General features: G+C 67.1%; 8 protein-coding genes. 3 read left to right on the forward strand and 5 right to left on the reverse strand.

Going from position 1 to position 15,707, the window contains the following annotated elements:
- Together OXQ33_RS10915 and rnr are read right to left on the reverse strand one after the other, a co-directional pair.
- Positions 1-943 (reverse strand): glutathione S-transferase family protein (locus tag OXQ33_RS10915; RefSeq protein ID WP_267434717.1); only part of this gene is annotated, 943 nt, incomplete at its 3' end.
- A gap of 180 nt (positions 944-1,123) precedes the next feature.
- Complete coding sequence (gene rnr, locus OXQ33_RS10920) at positions 1,124-3,322, reverse strand: ribonuclease R (protein ID WP_267434781.1); 2,199 nt, start codon at positions 3,320-3,322, stop codon at positions 1,124-1,126.
- Between the two features lie 233 nt (positions 3,323-3,555).
- Between rnr and OXQ33_RS10925 the strand changes: the two genes are divergently transcribed.
- A complete protein-coding gene (locus OXQ33_RS10925; protein WP_267434718.1) occupies positions 3,556-6,066 on the forward strand; it encodes a family 20 glycosylhydrolase in 2,511 nt (836 codons plus the stop codon).
- On the opposite strand, the gene OXQ33_RS10930 is transcribed toward OXQ33_RS10925, so the two are convergent.
- Both OXQ33_RS10930 and OXQ33_RS10935 read right to left on the reverse strand, forming a co-directional pair.
- Positions 6,050-7,996, reverse strand: coding sequence for a beta-N-acetylglucosaminidase domain-containing protein (locus tag OXQ33_RS10930; RefSeq protein WP_267434719.1), 1,947 nt, complete (start codon positions 7,994-7,996; stop codon positions 6,050-6,052). The genes OXQ33_RS10925 and OXQ33_RS10930 overlap by 17 nt on opposite strands.
- Before the next feature lie 312 nt (positions 7,997-8,308).
- On the reverse strand, positions 8,309-10,093 hold the full coding sequence (locus OXQ33_RS10935; RefSeq protein WP_267434720.1) for an ABC transporter transmembrane domain-containing protein: 1,785 nt from the start codon (positions 10,091-10,093) through the stop codon (positions 8,309-8,311).
- 208 nt (positions 10,094-10,301) lie between these two features.
- Between OXQ33_RS10935 and phaZ the strand changes: the two genes are divergently transcribed.
- Positions 10,302-11,519, forward strand: a complete 1,218-nt coding sequence (gene phaZ / locus OXQ33_RS10940) for a polyhydroxyalkanoate depolymerase (protein WP_267434722.1) — start codon at positions 10,302-10,304, stop codon at positions 11,517-11,519.
- 187 nt (positions 11,520-11,706) lie between these two features.
- Here phaZ and OXQ33_RS10945 read toward each other — a convergent pair whose 3' ends face one another.
- Complete coding sequence (locus OXQ33_RS10945) at positions 11,707-12,186, reverse strand: pyridoxamine 5'-phosphate oxidase family protein (RefSeq protein WP_267434723.1); 480 nt, start codon at positions 12,184-12,186, stop codon at positions 11,707-11,709.
- A gap of 569 nt (positions 12,187-12,755) precedes the next feature.
- Between OXQ33_RS10945 and OXQ33_RS10950 the strand changes: the two genes are divergently transcribed.
- Positions 12,756-15,686 (forward strand): L-glutamate gamma-semialdehyde dehydrogenase, encoded by a 2,931-nt coding sequence (locus OXQ33_RS10950; RefSeq protein WP_267434724.1) that lies wholly within the window; start codon positions 12,756-12,758, stop codon positions 15,684-15,686.
- The last annotated feature ends 21 nt before the right edge of the window (positions 15,687-15,707 follow it).

Below are 15,707 nucleotides of genomic sequence, written 5' to 3' on the forward strand. Positions count from 1 at the left end.
GCAAATCCGGCCCGGCGGGCACGATGCCGGTGGGATTCAACTCCCGGTGGCTGGCATAATAATGCGTCTTGATATGATCGAGATGCACCGTGTCCGCGATCTCGGGCACGGCCAGCATCCGCTCCAGCAGGCCCTCCAGCGCCGGATAATCCTGCACCCGCCGGACATTGCATTTGAAATGCCCGTGATAGACCGCGTCGAAGCGGACGAGCGTGGTGAAGAGGCGGATATCCGCCTCGGTCATCCGGTCGCCGACCAGCCATTCGCGCCCCGTCAGTCGCTCTTCCAGCGCATCCAACTCGGCGAATAACGGACCGACCGCTGCGTCATAGGCGTCCTGGCTTTGGGCGAAGCCGCATTTGTAGACGCCATTATTGACCCGGTCATAGACACGGGCGTTCACCGCGTCGATTTCGTCGCGCAGTTCGGCGGGGTAATAATCCCCCTCGCGCGCGCCCAAGCCGTCGAAGGCGCCGTTCAGCATGCGGATGATCTCGGCGGATTCGTTGCTGACGATCGTGTCGCGTGCGGTGTCCCACAGGACCGGCACCGTGACCTTGCCGCTATACCCCTCGCGCGCGCGGCCATAGAGCTGCCACAGATAGTCCGACCCGTGCAGCGGATCGCCAGTCCCGCCGCGCTCCGTGGCGAAGGTCCAGCCATTCTCGCGCATCAGCGGATCGACCACCGACAGGCCGATCATATCCTCCAGTCCTTTGAGCGCGCGCAGGATCATCGTGCGATGCGCCCAGGGGCAGGCATAGGAGACGTACAGGTGATAGCGTCCCGGTTCGGCGCGGTGGCCGGGCTGGCCTTCCGGGCCGGGTTGCCCATCGGCGGTCACCCATTCGCGGAACCCGGAATCGGGGCGCTGGAAACTGCCCTTGTCGTCGGACTTGAACAGTCCGTCGGCGTGCCAGACGCCGTCCACCATATTGCCCATGCCATGTCTCCTTTTGGAGGAGGGTACGCATGGGGACGGGGAGCGATCCCATTACTCCTCCCCGGTAGGGAGGTGGCAGGCCGTAGGCCTGACGGAGGGGGGCTTCCCCGCAGGACGTCCTATGTGGCACGCCCCCTCCACCAGCTTCGCTGGTCCCCCTCCCCGTACCGGGGAGGATTATCAGCGCCGCTTGCCGTTGTGGCGGATGTTCGCCGGCCGCCCGCGTCGTTTCAGCACCCGGCGTGGTTCCGGCGCGGCGCCCTTGCCGTCGGGGAGCTCGAAGCGCAATGCGCCCGACACCGGGTTCGCCTCGGCCAGGCGCAGCGGCAGGCGCTGGCCCAGCTTGTAGATTTCGCGGCTCTTCTCGCCGAGCAACTGTTGCGAGCTCTCGTCATAATGGAAATAGTCGCCGCCCAGGTCGCGGATCGGCATGAGCCCATCGCCGCCGACACCATCGACCGTTGCGAAGAAGCCGAAATTGGTGACGCCGGTGATCCGCGTCTCGACGACCTGGCCGATATGCTCGGCCAGATAGGCCGCGACATAGCGGTCGATGGTTTCGCGCTCTGCCTCCATCGCGCGGCGTTCATATTGGCTGATCGAGGTGCCCAGCCGCTCCATCTCGTCACCCTCGGGCAGCAGCCCGCCATCGCCCAACTTGTACGCCCCTACCAAGGCGCGGTGAACGACGAGGTCGGCATAGCGCCGGATCGGCGAGGTGAAATGCGCATAGGAGCCCAGCGACAGGCCGAAATGCCCCTGATTGATCGGCGCATAATAGGCTTGCGTCTGCGAGCGGAGGATCTGCTCCATCACCTGCGGCCGGAAGTCCGCTTCGCCGATCTGGTCGATGATCCGGTTGAAGGTCGCCGGGCGGATGACCTGACCCATGGCGAAGGGGATGTCGAAGGTCTCCAGATAGTCCTTCAACGCGACCAGCTTGGTCCGGCTGGGCACCTCATGGACGCGGTACATGACGGGGGCCTTCTTCGCCTCCAGCGCCTTGGCGGCGGCGACATTGGCGGCGATCATGTAATCCTCGATCAGCCGGTGGGCATCCAGCCGAGCGCGCGGCGCGACGGACAGGATGCGGCCCCGCTCGTCCAGCACCACCCGCCGTTCGGGCAAGTCGAGGTCGAGCGGCTCGCGCGCATCCCGCGCCTTGGCGAGCGCGTGCCAGCAGTCCCAGAGCGGACGCAGCGCCGTCTCGGTCAGCGGATGGGGGAGTTCGCCGTCGATGGCAGCCTGCGCATCCTCATAGGCGATGTTCGCCGCCAGCCGCACGACCGCGCGGGTGAAGCGAAAGCCCTTGAGCTTGCCGTCCTTCGTCACCTGAAGGTGGCAGGCCAGCGCGGCACGATCCTCGCCCTCTTTCAGCGAACAGACATCCGCCGACAGGATTTCGGGCAGCATCGGCACGACCCGGTCGGGGAAATAGACCGAATTGCCGCGCCGCCGCGCATCCTTGTCGATGGCCGAGCCGGGGCGGACATAGAAGCTGACATCGGCGATGGCGACGATGGCGCGCCAGCCTTCGGGGTTGGCGGGATCATCGTCGGGCGCGGCCCAGACCGCGTCGTCATGATCGCGCGCGTCGACCGGGTCGATCGCGACGATGGGCAAGTCGCGCAAATCCTCACGGTCGTCGCCCAAGGGCTGGCGCGCGACCCGCTCGGCTTCCTCCAGCGTTTCGGGCTGGAAGCGGTCGGGGATTTCGAACTTGTGGATCGCGATCAGCGAGAAGCTGCGCGGGGCGAAGGGATCGCCCAGCCGCTCGGTCACGCGCGCGGTGATGCGGGGCGGGCGGCCCGCCTTCTCCGCCATCACCAGGTCGCCCGATTCCGCGCCGCCGGTGTCGGAGACCATCCACTCGCGCCGTTCCTTCTTGTCGACGCTGGTCAGCCAGAAACGGCCCGCTTCCTCGCGCAACACGCCGAGAATCTGTTCGGAGGCGGGCGCGATGGTCTTCATGACATGCGCGATCCAGCCGCCGCCCGCTTCCTCGGTCCGGGCGAGCACCCGCTGGCCGATGCCCAGCGACCCGCGCTTGCGCTCGCGTACCCGGACGCGCGGGATGGGCGCGCCCTCGGCTTCCCAACGCTCCGGCTCGGCCCAGACATTGCCGCCGTCGTCGACATCGACGATGCGTAGCACCGTCACCTTGGGCAGGCCGCCCATCTTGTGGAAGGCGCGGCCCGGCGCGCTGTCGATCAGCCCTTCATCGGCCATGTCCTTGAGCAGCGCCTTCAGCCCGATCTTCTCCTGCGCGGACAGGCCGAAAGCGCGCGCAATCTCGCGCTTGCCCGCAGGCTGCTCCGACTGTTCGATGAAGGACAGGATTTGCTCACGGGTCGGCAGACCCGGCTTGGGCTTTTTCATGCGTCCGAGATAGAGGGTGGGGGCGGCCACGTCACCCCTGCAATCCTCCCCGGCACGGGGAGGGGGACCAGCGAAGCTGGTGGAGGGGGTTCTCCACGTAGGGAGTCATTTGTGGCGCGCCCCCTCCACCACCGCTTCGCGGCAGTCCCCCTCCCCGTGCCGGGGAGGATTGCGTGGGGAGCGTTATCATGGTCCAATATAGGACCATTGCAGCATAGCGGGACGGGTACAGGATGATGACTTTATGGGCTTCGGCCGCGATCCTGGCGGCAAGTCCCGCGGCGGCTAGCCAGGCCGATCTGGACCGGATGGCGGCGACCATGGGCTATCGCTACACCATCCTGACCAACCGTCCGGCGTCGTGCCCGACCGGAACCCCGCGCTGTTTCGAAGCCGATATCGCCATCACCATTCCCGATGCGGTGCCCGGCGTGCCGTTCGAAATCCGCTACAGCCTGGTCAATCCGGTCCTGAGGATCGACAGCGACCTGTTCGACAACCGGACCGTCAATGGCGACCTGAACGTCCTGACGGTGAAGCCCGGCCGGAGCCTCAAGCCCGGCCAGACCTATCATGTCAGGTTGACGGCGGTCGGCGCCTTCTTCTCGCGCAATCACATGATGCCCCATGCGACGCTGGCCGCCCCCGGGCTGAGCCCGCGCGTGATCGCGGCGACGCGGACCGGGACCGATGCCGAGACGGGGTTGGAAACCCTGCCCTTCGTCGCGCCGATGACCGATGAGGCCGCGCTCGCCCGCAGCGCGCCGGACGACCGGACCGTCTGGCGAACCCCCGAGCGCGCCTATGCGCTCTATGCCGAGCGTGGCGCGTTGGCGGCCCCGGTCGATGTGGCGATCCTGCCCAAGCCGATGACGGCCACCCGCCCCGGCGGCCCGTCCGTCGATCTGGCGAAGGGCGTGGCGGTGACCACCAGCGGGATCGACCGCGCCGCCATCGCCCCGGCGCTGACCGCCCTGGCCGTGGGGCAGGGGGCGGTGCCGGTCACGATCCGGCGGCAGGCGGGGATGTCGCCCGAAGGCTATCGCCTGACCGTGGGGAAGGGCGGGGTGGCGATCGACGCGGCGGATGCGGCCGGAGCCTCCTATGCCCTTCGCTCGCTGGCCCAGCAGATCGCGGCGGAGGGGACGGTGCTTCGTCCGCTGATGGTCCAGGACGCGCCGCGCTATGGCTTTCGGGGGCTTCACATCGATCTTGCCCGCAATTTCCACAGCAAGGCCGAAATCCTGAAGCTGATCGAGCAGATGGCGGCCTATAAGCTCAACAGGCTGCACCTGCATCTGGGGGATGACGAGGGGTGGCGATTGCAGATCGCCGGTCTGCCCGAACTGACCGAAGTGGGGGCCTATCGCTGCGCCGACCTGTCTGAAAAGACCTGTCTCCAGCCGCAACTCGGTGCGGACCCGGCGCGGGACGCGGCCACCAACGGCTATCTGACCGCCGCAGACTATGGCGAGATATTGCACGCCGCCGCCGCGCGCCAGATCGAGGTGATCCCCTCCTTCGACATGCCGGGCCATTCGCGCGCGGCGATCCGGTCGATGGAGGTGCGCTATCAGCGGCTGATCGCCAAGGGCGACCGGGCGGGTGCGGAACGCTATCGGCTGGTCGAGCCGGGCGACACCACCCGCTATTCCAGCGTCCAGCATTATGACGACAACACGCTGAACGTCTGTATCGACAGCACCTATCGCTTCATCGACGCGGTGATCGACGACATCGCCGCGCTCCACAAGGCGGCGGGCGTGCCGCTGACCACCTATCATATCGGAGCGGACGAGACGGCGGGGGCGTGGAAGGACTCGCCCGCCTGCAAGGTGACGATGGCGCGTGAGGGGCTCCAGCCCCAGCAACTAGGCGCGCGCTTCATCGAACGGGTGGCGAGCGATCTCGCCAAGCGTGGTATCGCCGTTGCGGGCTGGAGCGACGGGCTGGGTCATACCGACCCGGCGCGGATGCCGAGCGCGGTGCAGACCAATATCTGGAGCAACCTGCACGGCGGCGGCGTGGCGGAGGCGCATGGCCAGGCCAATCGCGGGTGGAAGACGGTGCTGTCGATCCCCGATCTCGGCTATTTCGACATGCCCTATGCCGCCGATCCGAACGAGACCGGCTATGACTGGGCGTCGCGCGGGGTGGACAGTTTCCAGGTGTTCGGCTTCATGCCCGGCAATCTGGCGGCCAATGCCGCGCTGATCCCCAATATCCTCGCCCAGCCCAAGCCGATCGCCGACACGGTGCCGTTGCAATCGGGACGCGCGATCGCAGGCATCCAAGCGCAATTGTGGAGCGAGACGGTGCGTCGCGACTCCCAGGTCGATTACATGCTCTTCCCCCGCCTGTTGGCCCTGGCCGAGCGTGCCTGGGCCAAGCCGGACTGGGAGCCTGCCTATGTTGCGGGGACGGCTTATGAGCCGAACGACGCCCGCGTCGACCGCGCCCGGCTGCTGGCGGGCTGGGGCGATTTCGCGGGCCGGATGGGCGTTCAGATGCGGATGCTCGACCGGGCGGGGGTGACCTATCGCCTGGCCCCGCCGGGTGCGCGGATCGCGGGCGGCAGGCTGGAGGCCAATGCCGAATTTCCCGGCACCCCGATCGAGTATCGGACCGGCGGTACCGCCTGGCGGCGCTATGACGGGCCGGTCGCGGTGACGGGGGCGGTGGACCTGCGGACCCGCACCCCCGATGGCCGCCGCGCCAGCCGGACGGTTACGGTCTCGCCGTAACCGCGATCAGGCCGGGCGCGTCGGCGATGAACCGGTCGAGCACGCCATCGGCGATCTTGATCGGCCCGTCGAAGCGGACCGCGCCGGGAATGCTCTGCACGGCGGCGGCCTGGGCGGCGATCCGCCCGGCATCGGCGAAATAGCGGCTTGCGGCCGCATTGCCCCGCTCGGCGGCGTCGAGCCCGGCGGCGGTCAGTCGCAGCGAGCGGCCCCAAAGCTGCATCGCGTCCAGCCACGGGCGCGCCTGTTCGGCAAAGGCGGGATCGACCACGCCCGCGCGGATCGTGTCGGGGGCGTCGGCGATGGCATCGGCCTTGCGGGTCAGTTCGGCAATGGCGGCTCGCTGCTCCGCCTCGTCACCATGGGCCAGCGCCTCGCGAACATGGTCGAGCAGCGCCTTCAGCCGGGGCGCCTGTTCCTGCCAGGGCTGGCTGCCGAAGGTGGGGGCGAGATGCTGGGTATCGAAGAGTTCGAGCAGCGCCGCCGTCGCCCGCACGTCGTTCCCCGCCAGATCGCGCGCGGCGAAATGCCAGGTGCGATCCGCGTCATAGCCCTTGTCGTTCCACCCGAAGGCCAGCACCCCCGCCACCGCGACGCGGCTCGGTGCCTCCTGGTTCATCGGGTTGGACAACATGCCGGTCAGCTCGGTCGATAGCCCCGCCTCGCGCTTCGCATAGGGCGCGAGCAGCAGCCGTCCGGCCGAACTGGCATAGTCGTTGACCGGATAATTGTCCCACAACAGCGTCTTGCGCCCGAACGCCTTGGTCGCCGCCTTGGCGTCGGGAACCGAGATGGCGGGCGGCACGACGTCGGTGCCGGTCCACTGCACCACGATGCGTGGGTCCAGATTGGCGCGCAGTGCGGCCTTATAGGGGCTTTCCTTGGCATCATAATATTCGGTCGGCACCATGATCAGCGGCTTCGCGGCGGGGTCGCGCTTCGCCAGATCGGCCTGCACCGCGTTCAACAGCTTGGACTGGGCAACTCCGGCGGCCTGTGCGCCCGAGGGGCCGAAGGCGACCTTGTCAGCCTCGCAATTCCACTTCTGATATTCGATATCGTCCAGCGCGACATAGAAGCTATGCACGCCGATCCCGCGCAGCGCGTCAAACTTGCGCAGCAGCGTCTGCTCGTCCGCCGGATCGGAGAAGCAGATCGAGGGGCCGGGCGAAATCGCGTAGACGAAGTTCACATGATTGGCCCGCGCGGTGGCGACCAGCGTCCCCAGCGCCGACAGCGTCGCCGCCGGATAGGGTTCCCGCCACTTGTCGCGCGCATAGGGATCGTCCTTGGGGCTGTAGACATAGGTGTTGGCCTTCATCTGCCCCAGGAAATTCAGATGCCTGGTCCGGTCCTCCATCGACCAGGGCTTGCCGTAGAAGCCTTCGATCGTGCCGCGGATCGGCATGGCGGGATGATCGCGGATCACCAGCGCGGGGATTTGCGGGCGGGCGACGAGCTGACGCAGCGTCTGAACGGCGTGGAACAGGCCGTCGCCGTCATGCCCCGCCAGCGTGATCAGGCCGCCCTGACCCGAAGCCAGGCTGGCGAGGGTATAACCCTCCGCCTGATCATCGGCGCTCGCTCCGCTGCGGGTCAGCGCATCGCGGACGATCGCGGCGCTGTTCGGGCCGATGACGATGGTCGGACGGTCGAGCGTGGCTGGGATGCGGCTGGCGGTCGTGATCTCGGTCACGCCTGCCTTTTCCAGAATGTCGCGGACGAGCGCGACCGTGGCGGGTTCGGTACCCGGCGCGGCGATCAGCACGACCGAGCGGCCCAGCGTCATCGTGCCGTCGCCCAGCGTCAGGGCGGTGGGAGCAGGGAAAATGGCGGGTCGCGTCACGGGCAGCGCCATAGCGGCGGGCGAGGCTCCGGCCAGCGCGACGGCGGCGATCAGGCTGCCCTTCCATTTGGCTACTCGCTGCATCGTCCTCACTCCCGGTATTACAATGGTATTGTCGGAGCCTAGGGGAGTGGGGCCGGGGTCGCAAGCGGCTTTGATGATGGGGAAGTGGCGGGATTTCAGGGTGTTGGGAGAGGGTGTCCCTTGCGCTTCGACTTCGCTCAGCGCGAACGGAGGATGGGATGAAGGGAAGAAGATAGCTAGGAGAAGGGCAGGGGACACAATACCCAACCCGCGTTCAGCCTGAGCGAAGTCGAAGGCCACGTCCCACCCCGCCCCCCAAACCCCGGCTTCCACCGGGATAGGCAAACCAAAACTGGTACTAAACCGGCCTCATCACTCGTGAAATTGCAGGTTCGCCAACCGGGCATACAGACCGCCGCGCGCCATCAACTCCCCGTGGCGACCCTGTTCGACGATGCGCCCACCGTCCATCACCACGATCCGTTCCGCCGCGCGCACGGTGGCGAGGCGGTGGGCGATGACCAGGGTGGTCCGGTGCGCCATCAGCCGTTCCAGCGCCTGCTGCACCAGTTGCTCGCTCTCGGCATCGAGCGCGCTGGTCGCCTCGTCGAGCAACAGGATCGGCGCATCGCGGAGCAGCGCGCGGGCGATGGTGATCCGCTGCCGCTGACCACCCGACAGCCGCGCCCCGCCTTCGCCCAGGAACGTGTCCAGCCCCTGCGGCAGCGCGCGCAGGAAGTCGGCGGCGTTGGCGGCCTCGGCGGCGGCCCAGAGTTCGTCGTCCCCCGCCTCCCACCGGCCATAGCGCAGATTGTCACGCGCCGAGGCGCCGAAGATCACCGTCTCCTGCGGCACCATCGCGATGCGCGCCCGGATCGCCGCAGGATCGGCGTCGCGCAGATCGACGCCGTCGAGCGAGATCCGCCCGCCCTGCGGATCGTAGAAGCGCTCCGCCAACTGGAACAACGTCGACTTGCCCGCACCGGAAGGACCGACCACCGCCACCGTCTCGCCGGGGCGTATGTCGAGCGAGAAGCCGTCGAGCGCCGCCACCTCGGGCCGAGTGGGGTAGTGGAACACCACGTCCTCGAAGCGAAGCGCGCCCATCGGTACGACCGGCAAGACGGCGGGGGCGGGAGGCGGTGCGATTTCCGGCTGTTCGGCGAGCAGTTCGGCCAGTCGCTGCGCCGCCCCCGATGCGCGCAGGATATCGCCCCACACCTCGGTCAGCGCCTGGAACGAGCCCGCGACCAGCATCCCCGTCACGACGAACGCGGTCAGCGATCCGCCCGACAGCCGCCCGCTGGCGACGTCCGCCACCGCTTCCCACAGCAGCAGCGTCAGCCCGCCGAAGAACAGGCCGATCACCATCGCCGTCATGACGGCGCGCAGCAGGAAGCGCTTGCGTGACGTGGCGAAGCCGTTGCTGACTGCCAGCTCGAACCGCTCGGCCTCGCGCCGCTCCTGGCCGAACGCCTGCACGACCTTCATCGCGCCCAGCGTCTCGACGGCGGTCGATCCGATATCGGCCAGCCGATCCTGGCTGTCGCGCGAGTAGCTGCGCACCTTCTTGCCGAGCAGCACGATGGGCAGCACGACCAGCGGAATGCAGACCAGCAGCGACAGGGTCAGCTTGGGCGACAGCGCGAAGAGATAGATGGTGCCGCCGATCCCGATCACCACGTTGCGCAGCGCGATCGACACGGTGGAGCCGACCACCTGCTCGATGATCGCGGTGTCGGCGGTCAGGCGGCTCGCGATCTCCGAGGGGCGGTTCTCCTCGAAATAGCGGGGGGCGAGGCGGAGCAGATTGGCCTGCACCGCGACTCGGATGTCGGCGACGGTCCGCTCGCCCAGCCAGGATACGAAATAGAATCGGAACGCCGTGGCGAAGGCGAGCACCAGCACCACCGCCAGCAGCCCCTGAAAATAGGGGGCGATATTGCCCGTATCGACCGCGCGGCCGAAGCCATGATCGATCACCTTCTGGAAGGTGCGCGGGATGAACAGCGTCGCCCCCGCCGCGACCAGCAGCGACAGCGCGGCGGCGGCCAGATGGGCCGGATATCGCAGCGTAAAGCGCCATACCATCTTGAGATTGCTCAACCGGCGGCTGGGCGGAATGGCGGGCTTGGGGGAAGCGGCGGATTTGGCCATGATCGCGCTCGCCTAGCAGCGTGCGGGCACGGGCTCAACGGCGCGCCGGCCCTGCACGCATCGTTCATGGCCATTCATGCGTTATGTCGGGGAAGGGATCACGGGCAATATGACGGGACAGCCATATTATGGTCATCTTGCGCAAACGGTTTCGTGATAGATGAGATGCGATCATGGCTCCGCTTCGGGGAGCGCGAGGGACTCGACCATGCTGTACGACGCCTATGAAATGCAACGCTCGATGCTGGCGGGGGCGAGCGCGCTGGCCAATTTCGGCGCGGGGCTGCTCCAAAACCCGGCCAACCCCTTCGCCTATTTCGGCGGCGGCGCGATCATGGGATCGGCGCTGGAGGTCTTCGCCCATGCCTCCGCGCCGCGCGGCAAACCCGCCTTCGGCCTGACCAAGACCGAGATCGACGGGCGCGAGGTGGTGGTCCATGAGGAGATCGTGGCGCGCAAGCCCTTCGGCCAGCTCAAGCGGTTCCGCCGCGAGGGCGTCGAGGACAGCCCCAAGCTGCTGATCGTCGCGCCGATGTCGGGCCATTACGCCACGCTGCTGCGCGGCACCGTCCAGCGGATGCTGCCCACCTGCGAAGTCTATATCACCGACTGGCGCGATGCGAAGCTGGTGCCCTTGTCCGAGGGGCGGTTCGATTTCGACGATTATGTCGACTACATCATCGACTTCCTGACCGAGATCGGCCCCAATGCGCATATGCTGGCGGTGTGCCAGCCCTCGGTCCCCTGCTATGTCGCGGCTTGCGTGATGAGCGCGGACAAGCATCCCTGCACCCCGCGTACCCTGACCCTGATGGGCGGGCCCGTCGACACCCGCGAGGCACCGACCGCGGTCAACCTGCTGGCGACCGAGCGGCCCCATGCCTGGTTCGAGCAGAATGCGATCGCGACCGTGCCGATGACCTATCCGGGTGCCGGGCGGCGGGTCTATCCGGGCTTTCTGCAACTCGCCGGGTTCATGTCGATGAATCTCGGCAACCACATGATTTCGCACTGGGAGATGTTCAAGCATCTGGTCCAGGGCGACGACGAGAGCGCCGAGGCGACCAAGCGCTTCTACGACGAATATCGTGCGGTGTGCGACATGACGGCCGAATTCTATCTCCAGACCGTCGAACTGGTGTTCCAGCGGCACGCGCTGCCCAAGGGCGAGATGCTGCACCGTGGCAAGCCTGTCGATCCGGGGGCGATCACCGATATCGGCATCCTGGCGATCGAGGGCGAGCGGGACGATATCTCGGGGCTGGGCCAGACCCGAGCGTCGTTGACGCTGGCGACCAATCTCCGGGACGAGAAGAAGCGCTATTACATGGCCGAGCAGGTCGGCCATTACGGCATCTTCAACGGCTCGAAATGGCGCAACCGCATCGCGCCGGTGGTCGAGGAATGGATCAAGGCGAACGCCTGAAGCCAGGAGGCCAATCCTAACCTCCGTTCAGCCTGAGCGAAGTCGAAGGCCAAGGGAAAACGTCAGCCACGCACCGGGCAAAGGGCGTCCCGTGGCCTTCGACTTCGCTTAGGCTGAACGGGGCGGGGAATTAAAAACGCCCGGAAGCCGTGCGGCCTCTGGGCGTTTCGCATTCCGGTCGGGTCGGTTACGCGACCGAACCCACCACCGCATGGCTGGACGACTCGTCCGAACGGATGGTGCCGCCGAACAGCATCTTCACCCGGCCCGACAGCGAGATGTCGGTTTCCCACAGCTCCGCCGAATTGATGTCGAAGCGGAGCAGCGTCAGGTTCGGGTCCGACTTGCCTTGCGGAAACCATGCCTCGACATGGTTATTCCACAGCTTGTCGATCTGCTGCCGGTCGTTGTCGACCGAGACATGGCCCGACAGGCAGGCGAAGAAGTCGTGCCCCTTGCCGACGAACTGCGCCATCGCCTGGCCGCCGCCGGCGATCCGGTTGTCGCGACCGGCGAAGAAGAACAGCGTGTTGGGCTGATCGTCGTCGATCTGGGCGGTCATCGGTTCGGAATGCTGGTCGTCTTCCAGGCCGATCATCACGAACGGGCTGTCCTTCAGCTTGCTGAGGAACTTGGCGGCGATTTCCTGGGGGCTGTCGTCGGCCATCTTGGCTCTCCTGTCCTGAGGGTTTGGCGGGAGAACGATGCGGGGGCGGGGATGGTTGCGGATAATGACGCGAGACTTTCCCGCTGACAAACGCTGTGCTTGTTGAAAGAAGGAACATGACGGCAATTCCGCCGTCACTCACAGAAAGGACTACGGATGTCCGTTGCCGATCTGTGCCTGATCCTGGGCGTCATCATCGCCTTCGCGACCTTGGTCGTGAAGATTATCGACGTTCGCAACAGGTAAGGTGCCCGGCGGGGCTCGGATTGCCGTCCGAGCCCCAAAGGATTTGAGCCCCGGCCGTTGCCGCAGCCGGGGCTCTACAGAAAGGCGGATGTCCTTCGCCCGCGATTCATATACACAAGGATCGTCAAAATTTCAATTCCGATGGGATTAGCGAACGACGCTTCGTATCGTATCAAACGATACCCATCCCTATGATTTCCCGCTAAGCGCAGGTCCATCACAGCATCGCCATGCGGCTCACGGTGCGTCTCCATCGCGCCGGGCTGCCCGACCGGACCTGAAGACCTATGACCTCTGCCGTTACCGCCGACGCGCGCAAGACCATGAAATCGCTGTATCGCGCGCCCGAGCCCGATGTCCTGAAGCCGCTGCTCGACCGCGCCGCCGCCACACCGGAGATGCGCGAGCGGATCATGGGCCATGCCTCCGGCCTGCTCGCCGATTTGCGCGCGGCGCAGAATCGCGGCTGGGTGAACCAGTTCCTCCAGGAATATCGGCTCAATTCGTCGGAGGGTGTCGCGCTGCTCAGCCTGGCCGAGGCGTTCCTGCGCGTGCCCGATCCCGAGACGGCCGACCTGCTGATCGCCGACAAGCTGGGCGAGGCGGACTGGCGCGCCCATACCGGGCGTTCGGCGTCGAAGCTGGTCAACTCGGCCACCTGGGGCCTGGTCGTCGGCCGCGCGTTGGTGGGCGAGGGCGAGGCGGGGCCGCTCAAGCGGCTGTTGTCGCGCGCGGGCGAGCCGTTCGTCCGCCAAGCGGTCGGTGCCGCGATGCGGATGATGGGCGAGATCTTCGTGATGGGTCGCACCATCGAGGAAGCCATGCGCCGCATGAAGAAGCCCGAGAACAAGGGCTTCACCGCCAGCTTCGACATGCTGGGCGAGGCGGCGCGGACGCATGAGGATGCCGAGCGCTACTTCCAGGCCTATGTGAAGGCGATCGACGCGGTCGGCTCGGACCCGGCGGCGGGCCATTCGGTGTCGGTCAAGCTGTCCGCGCTCCACCCACGCTACGAGCTACCGCGCGCCTATGAGTGTGTGCCCGCGCTCACCGACATGCTGGCGCAACTGGCGCGGCAGGCGGCGGACAAGGGCATTGCGCTGACCGTCGATGCCGAGGAGTCCGAGCGGCTGGAGATGAGCCTGGACATTATCGGCGGCGTCGCGGCGCTTCCCGCGCTCAAGGGCTGGGACGGGTTCGGCATGGCGGTGCAGGCCTATGGCAAGCGCGCCCGCGCGGTCATCGCCTGGGCCAATGGGCTCGACCGCATTATGAATGTCCGTCTGGTCAAGGGCGCCTATTGGGACAGCGAGATAAAGCGCACCCAGGTCGAGGGGCTGGCCGACTATCCGCTCTTCACCCGCAAGGCGGCGACCGACGTGTCCTATCTGGCGGTCGCCAAGGACATGCTGGCGGCGGAGAATATCCGCCCCGCCTTCGCCAGCCACAATGCGCTGACCGTCGCGACCATCCTCGAATGGGCGGGCAATAGCCACGACTTCGAGTTCCAGCGGCTGCATGGCATGGGCGACGGCCTGTATGAGCGGCTGGTGCGCGAGCATGGCCATAAGTGCCGCATCTATGCGCCGGTCGGCGGCCACCGCGACCTGCTGGCCTATCTGGTCCGCCGGTTGCTAGAGAATGGCGCGAATTCCAGCTTCGTCCACCAGCTCGCCGACGCGCGGCTGACCGAGGCGGAGATCTTGGCCGATCCGGTCGCCAAGATCGCCGCCGTGGGCGGGGCGCGGCACCCGAGCATCCCGCTGCCCATCGACCTGTTCGCGCCGGGGCATCGCAACTCGACCGGCATCGACCTCAGCGATATCGCGACGCTCGACGCCACGGTGAAGGCGGTCAACGCGCCTGCCGTGACGCCGGTCCCCGCGACCGCCAATGTGGCGTCGCTGGTCGCGCGCGCTCATGCTGCCTTCCCGGCGTGGAACGCGACGCCGCTCGACACCCGTGCGAGTGTGCTGGAAAAGCTCGCCGACCTGCTGGAGGAGGACCGCGAGCGGCTGATGGCGATCCTGGTGCAGGAGGCGTTCAAGACCATCCCCGACGCCATCGGTGAGGTCCGTGAGGCCGCCGATTTCTGCCGCTATTACGCGCAGCAGGCCCGTGCGCGCCTCGGTTCGGTCGAACTGCCCGGACCGACGGGCGAGCGCAACACGCTGCATCTGGAAGGACGCGGCGTATGGGCGACGGTCGCGCCGTGGAACTTCCCGCTGGCGATCTTCCTAGGCCAGACGGTCGCGGCGCTCGTCACCGGCAACACCGTCGTCGCCAAGCCCGCGCCGCAGACCCCTGCCATCGCAGCGGCGGCGGTCGAGCTGGCGTACCGCGCGGGAGTCCCCCGCGACGCGCTGCTGCTCGCGGTCGGCGGGCCCGATGTCGGCCAGAAACTGACCGAGGATCACCGGATCGCGGGCGTCGCCTTCACCGGCTCGACCGCCACCGCCAAGCGGATCGCGCGGACCTTGGTGGCCGATGATGACCGTCCCATCGTGCCGCTGATCGCCGAGACCGGCGGTATCAACGCGATGATCGTCGACTCGACCGCGCTGCCGGAGCAGGTGGTGGCGGATGTCATCACCTCGTCTTTCCGTTCGGCGGGGCAGCGTTGCTCGGCGCTGCGGTTGTTGCTGGTGCAGGCGGATGTCGCCGACAATGTCATCGCGATGCTGAAGGGCGCGATGGAGACGCTGGTGCTCGGGCCGACCGGCCATCCCGCCACCGATGTCGGGCCGGTGATCGACCGGGCGGCCTATGACAAGCTGATGGCCTATCGCGCCTCGATGCAGGACAAGACGATCAAGACCCTCGACGCACCCGCCGACGGGCTGTTCGTGCCGCCGACGCTGATCCAACTCGACCGGATCGAGGACCTGACCCAGGAATGGTTCGGCCCGATCCTGCACGTCGCCACCTGGGAAGCGGGCACGCTGTCCGAGACGATCGCGAAGGTGAATGCCAAGGGGTACGGCCTGACCATGGGCCTGCACAGCCGCATCGCCCGCGCCGGCGAGGTGATCGAGGCAGAGGCGGCGGTCGGCAATCTCTATATCAATCGCTCGATGATCGGCGCGGTCGTCGGCAGCCAGCCCTTTGGCGGCGAGGGCCTGTCGGGTACCGGGCCCAAGGCGGGCGGGCCGCACTATCTCTACCGTTTCTGCGCCGAGCGGGCGGTGTCGGTGGACACGACCTCGGCGGGCGGTAACGCCACGCTGTTGTCGCTGGACGAAGGCGGGATCTGACGATTATCCTCCCCCCGTCCG

The organism is Sphingomonas sp. GM_Shp_1, assembly GCF_026540895.1.
Lineage (GTDB): Bacteria > Pseudomonadota > Alphaproteobacteria > Sphingomonadales > Sphingomonadaceae > Sphingomonas.

Bases quoted from the DNA above. Each gene is read 5' to 3' on its own strand.
- rnr (WP_267434781.1), bottom strand. From the start codon at position 3,322: ATGAAAAAGCCCAAGCCGGGTCTGCCGACCCGTGAGCAAATCCTGTCC.
- OXQ33_RS10925 (WP_267434718.1), top strand. From the start codon at position 3,556: ATGATGACTTTATGGGCTTCGGCCGCGATCCTGGCGGCAAGTCCCGCG.
- OXQ33_RS10930 (WP_267434719.1), bottom strand. From the start codon at position 7,996: ATGCAGCGAGTAGCCAAATGGAAGGGCAGCCTGATCGCCGCCGTCGCG.
- OXQ33_RS10935 (WP_267434720.1), bottom strand. From the start codon at position 10,093: ATGGCCAAATCCGCCGCTTCCCCCAAGCCCGCCATTCCGCCCAGCCGC.
- phaZ (WP_267434722.1), top strand. From the start codon at position 10,302: ATGCTGTACGACGCCTATGAAATGCAACGCTCGATGCTGGCGGGGGCG.
- OXQ33_RS10945 (WP_267434723.1), bottom strand. From the start codon at position 12,186: ATGGCCGACGACAGCCCCCAGGAAATCGCCGCCAAGTTCCTCAGCAAG.
- OXQ33_RS10950 (WP_267434724.1), top strand. From the start codon at position 12,756: ATGAAATCGCTGTATCGCGCGCCCGAGCCCGATGTCCTGAAGCCGCTG.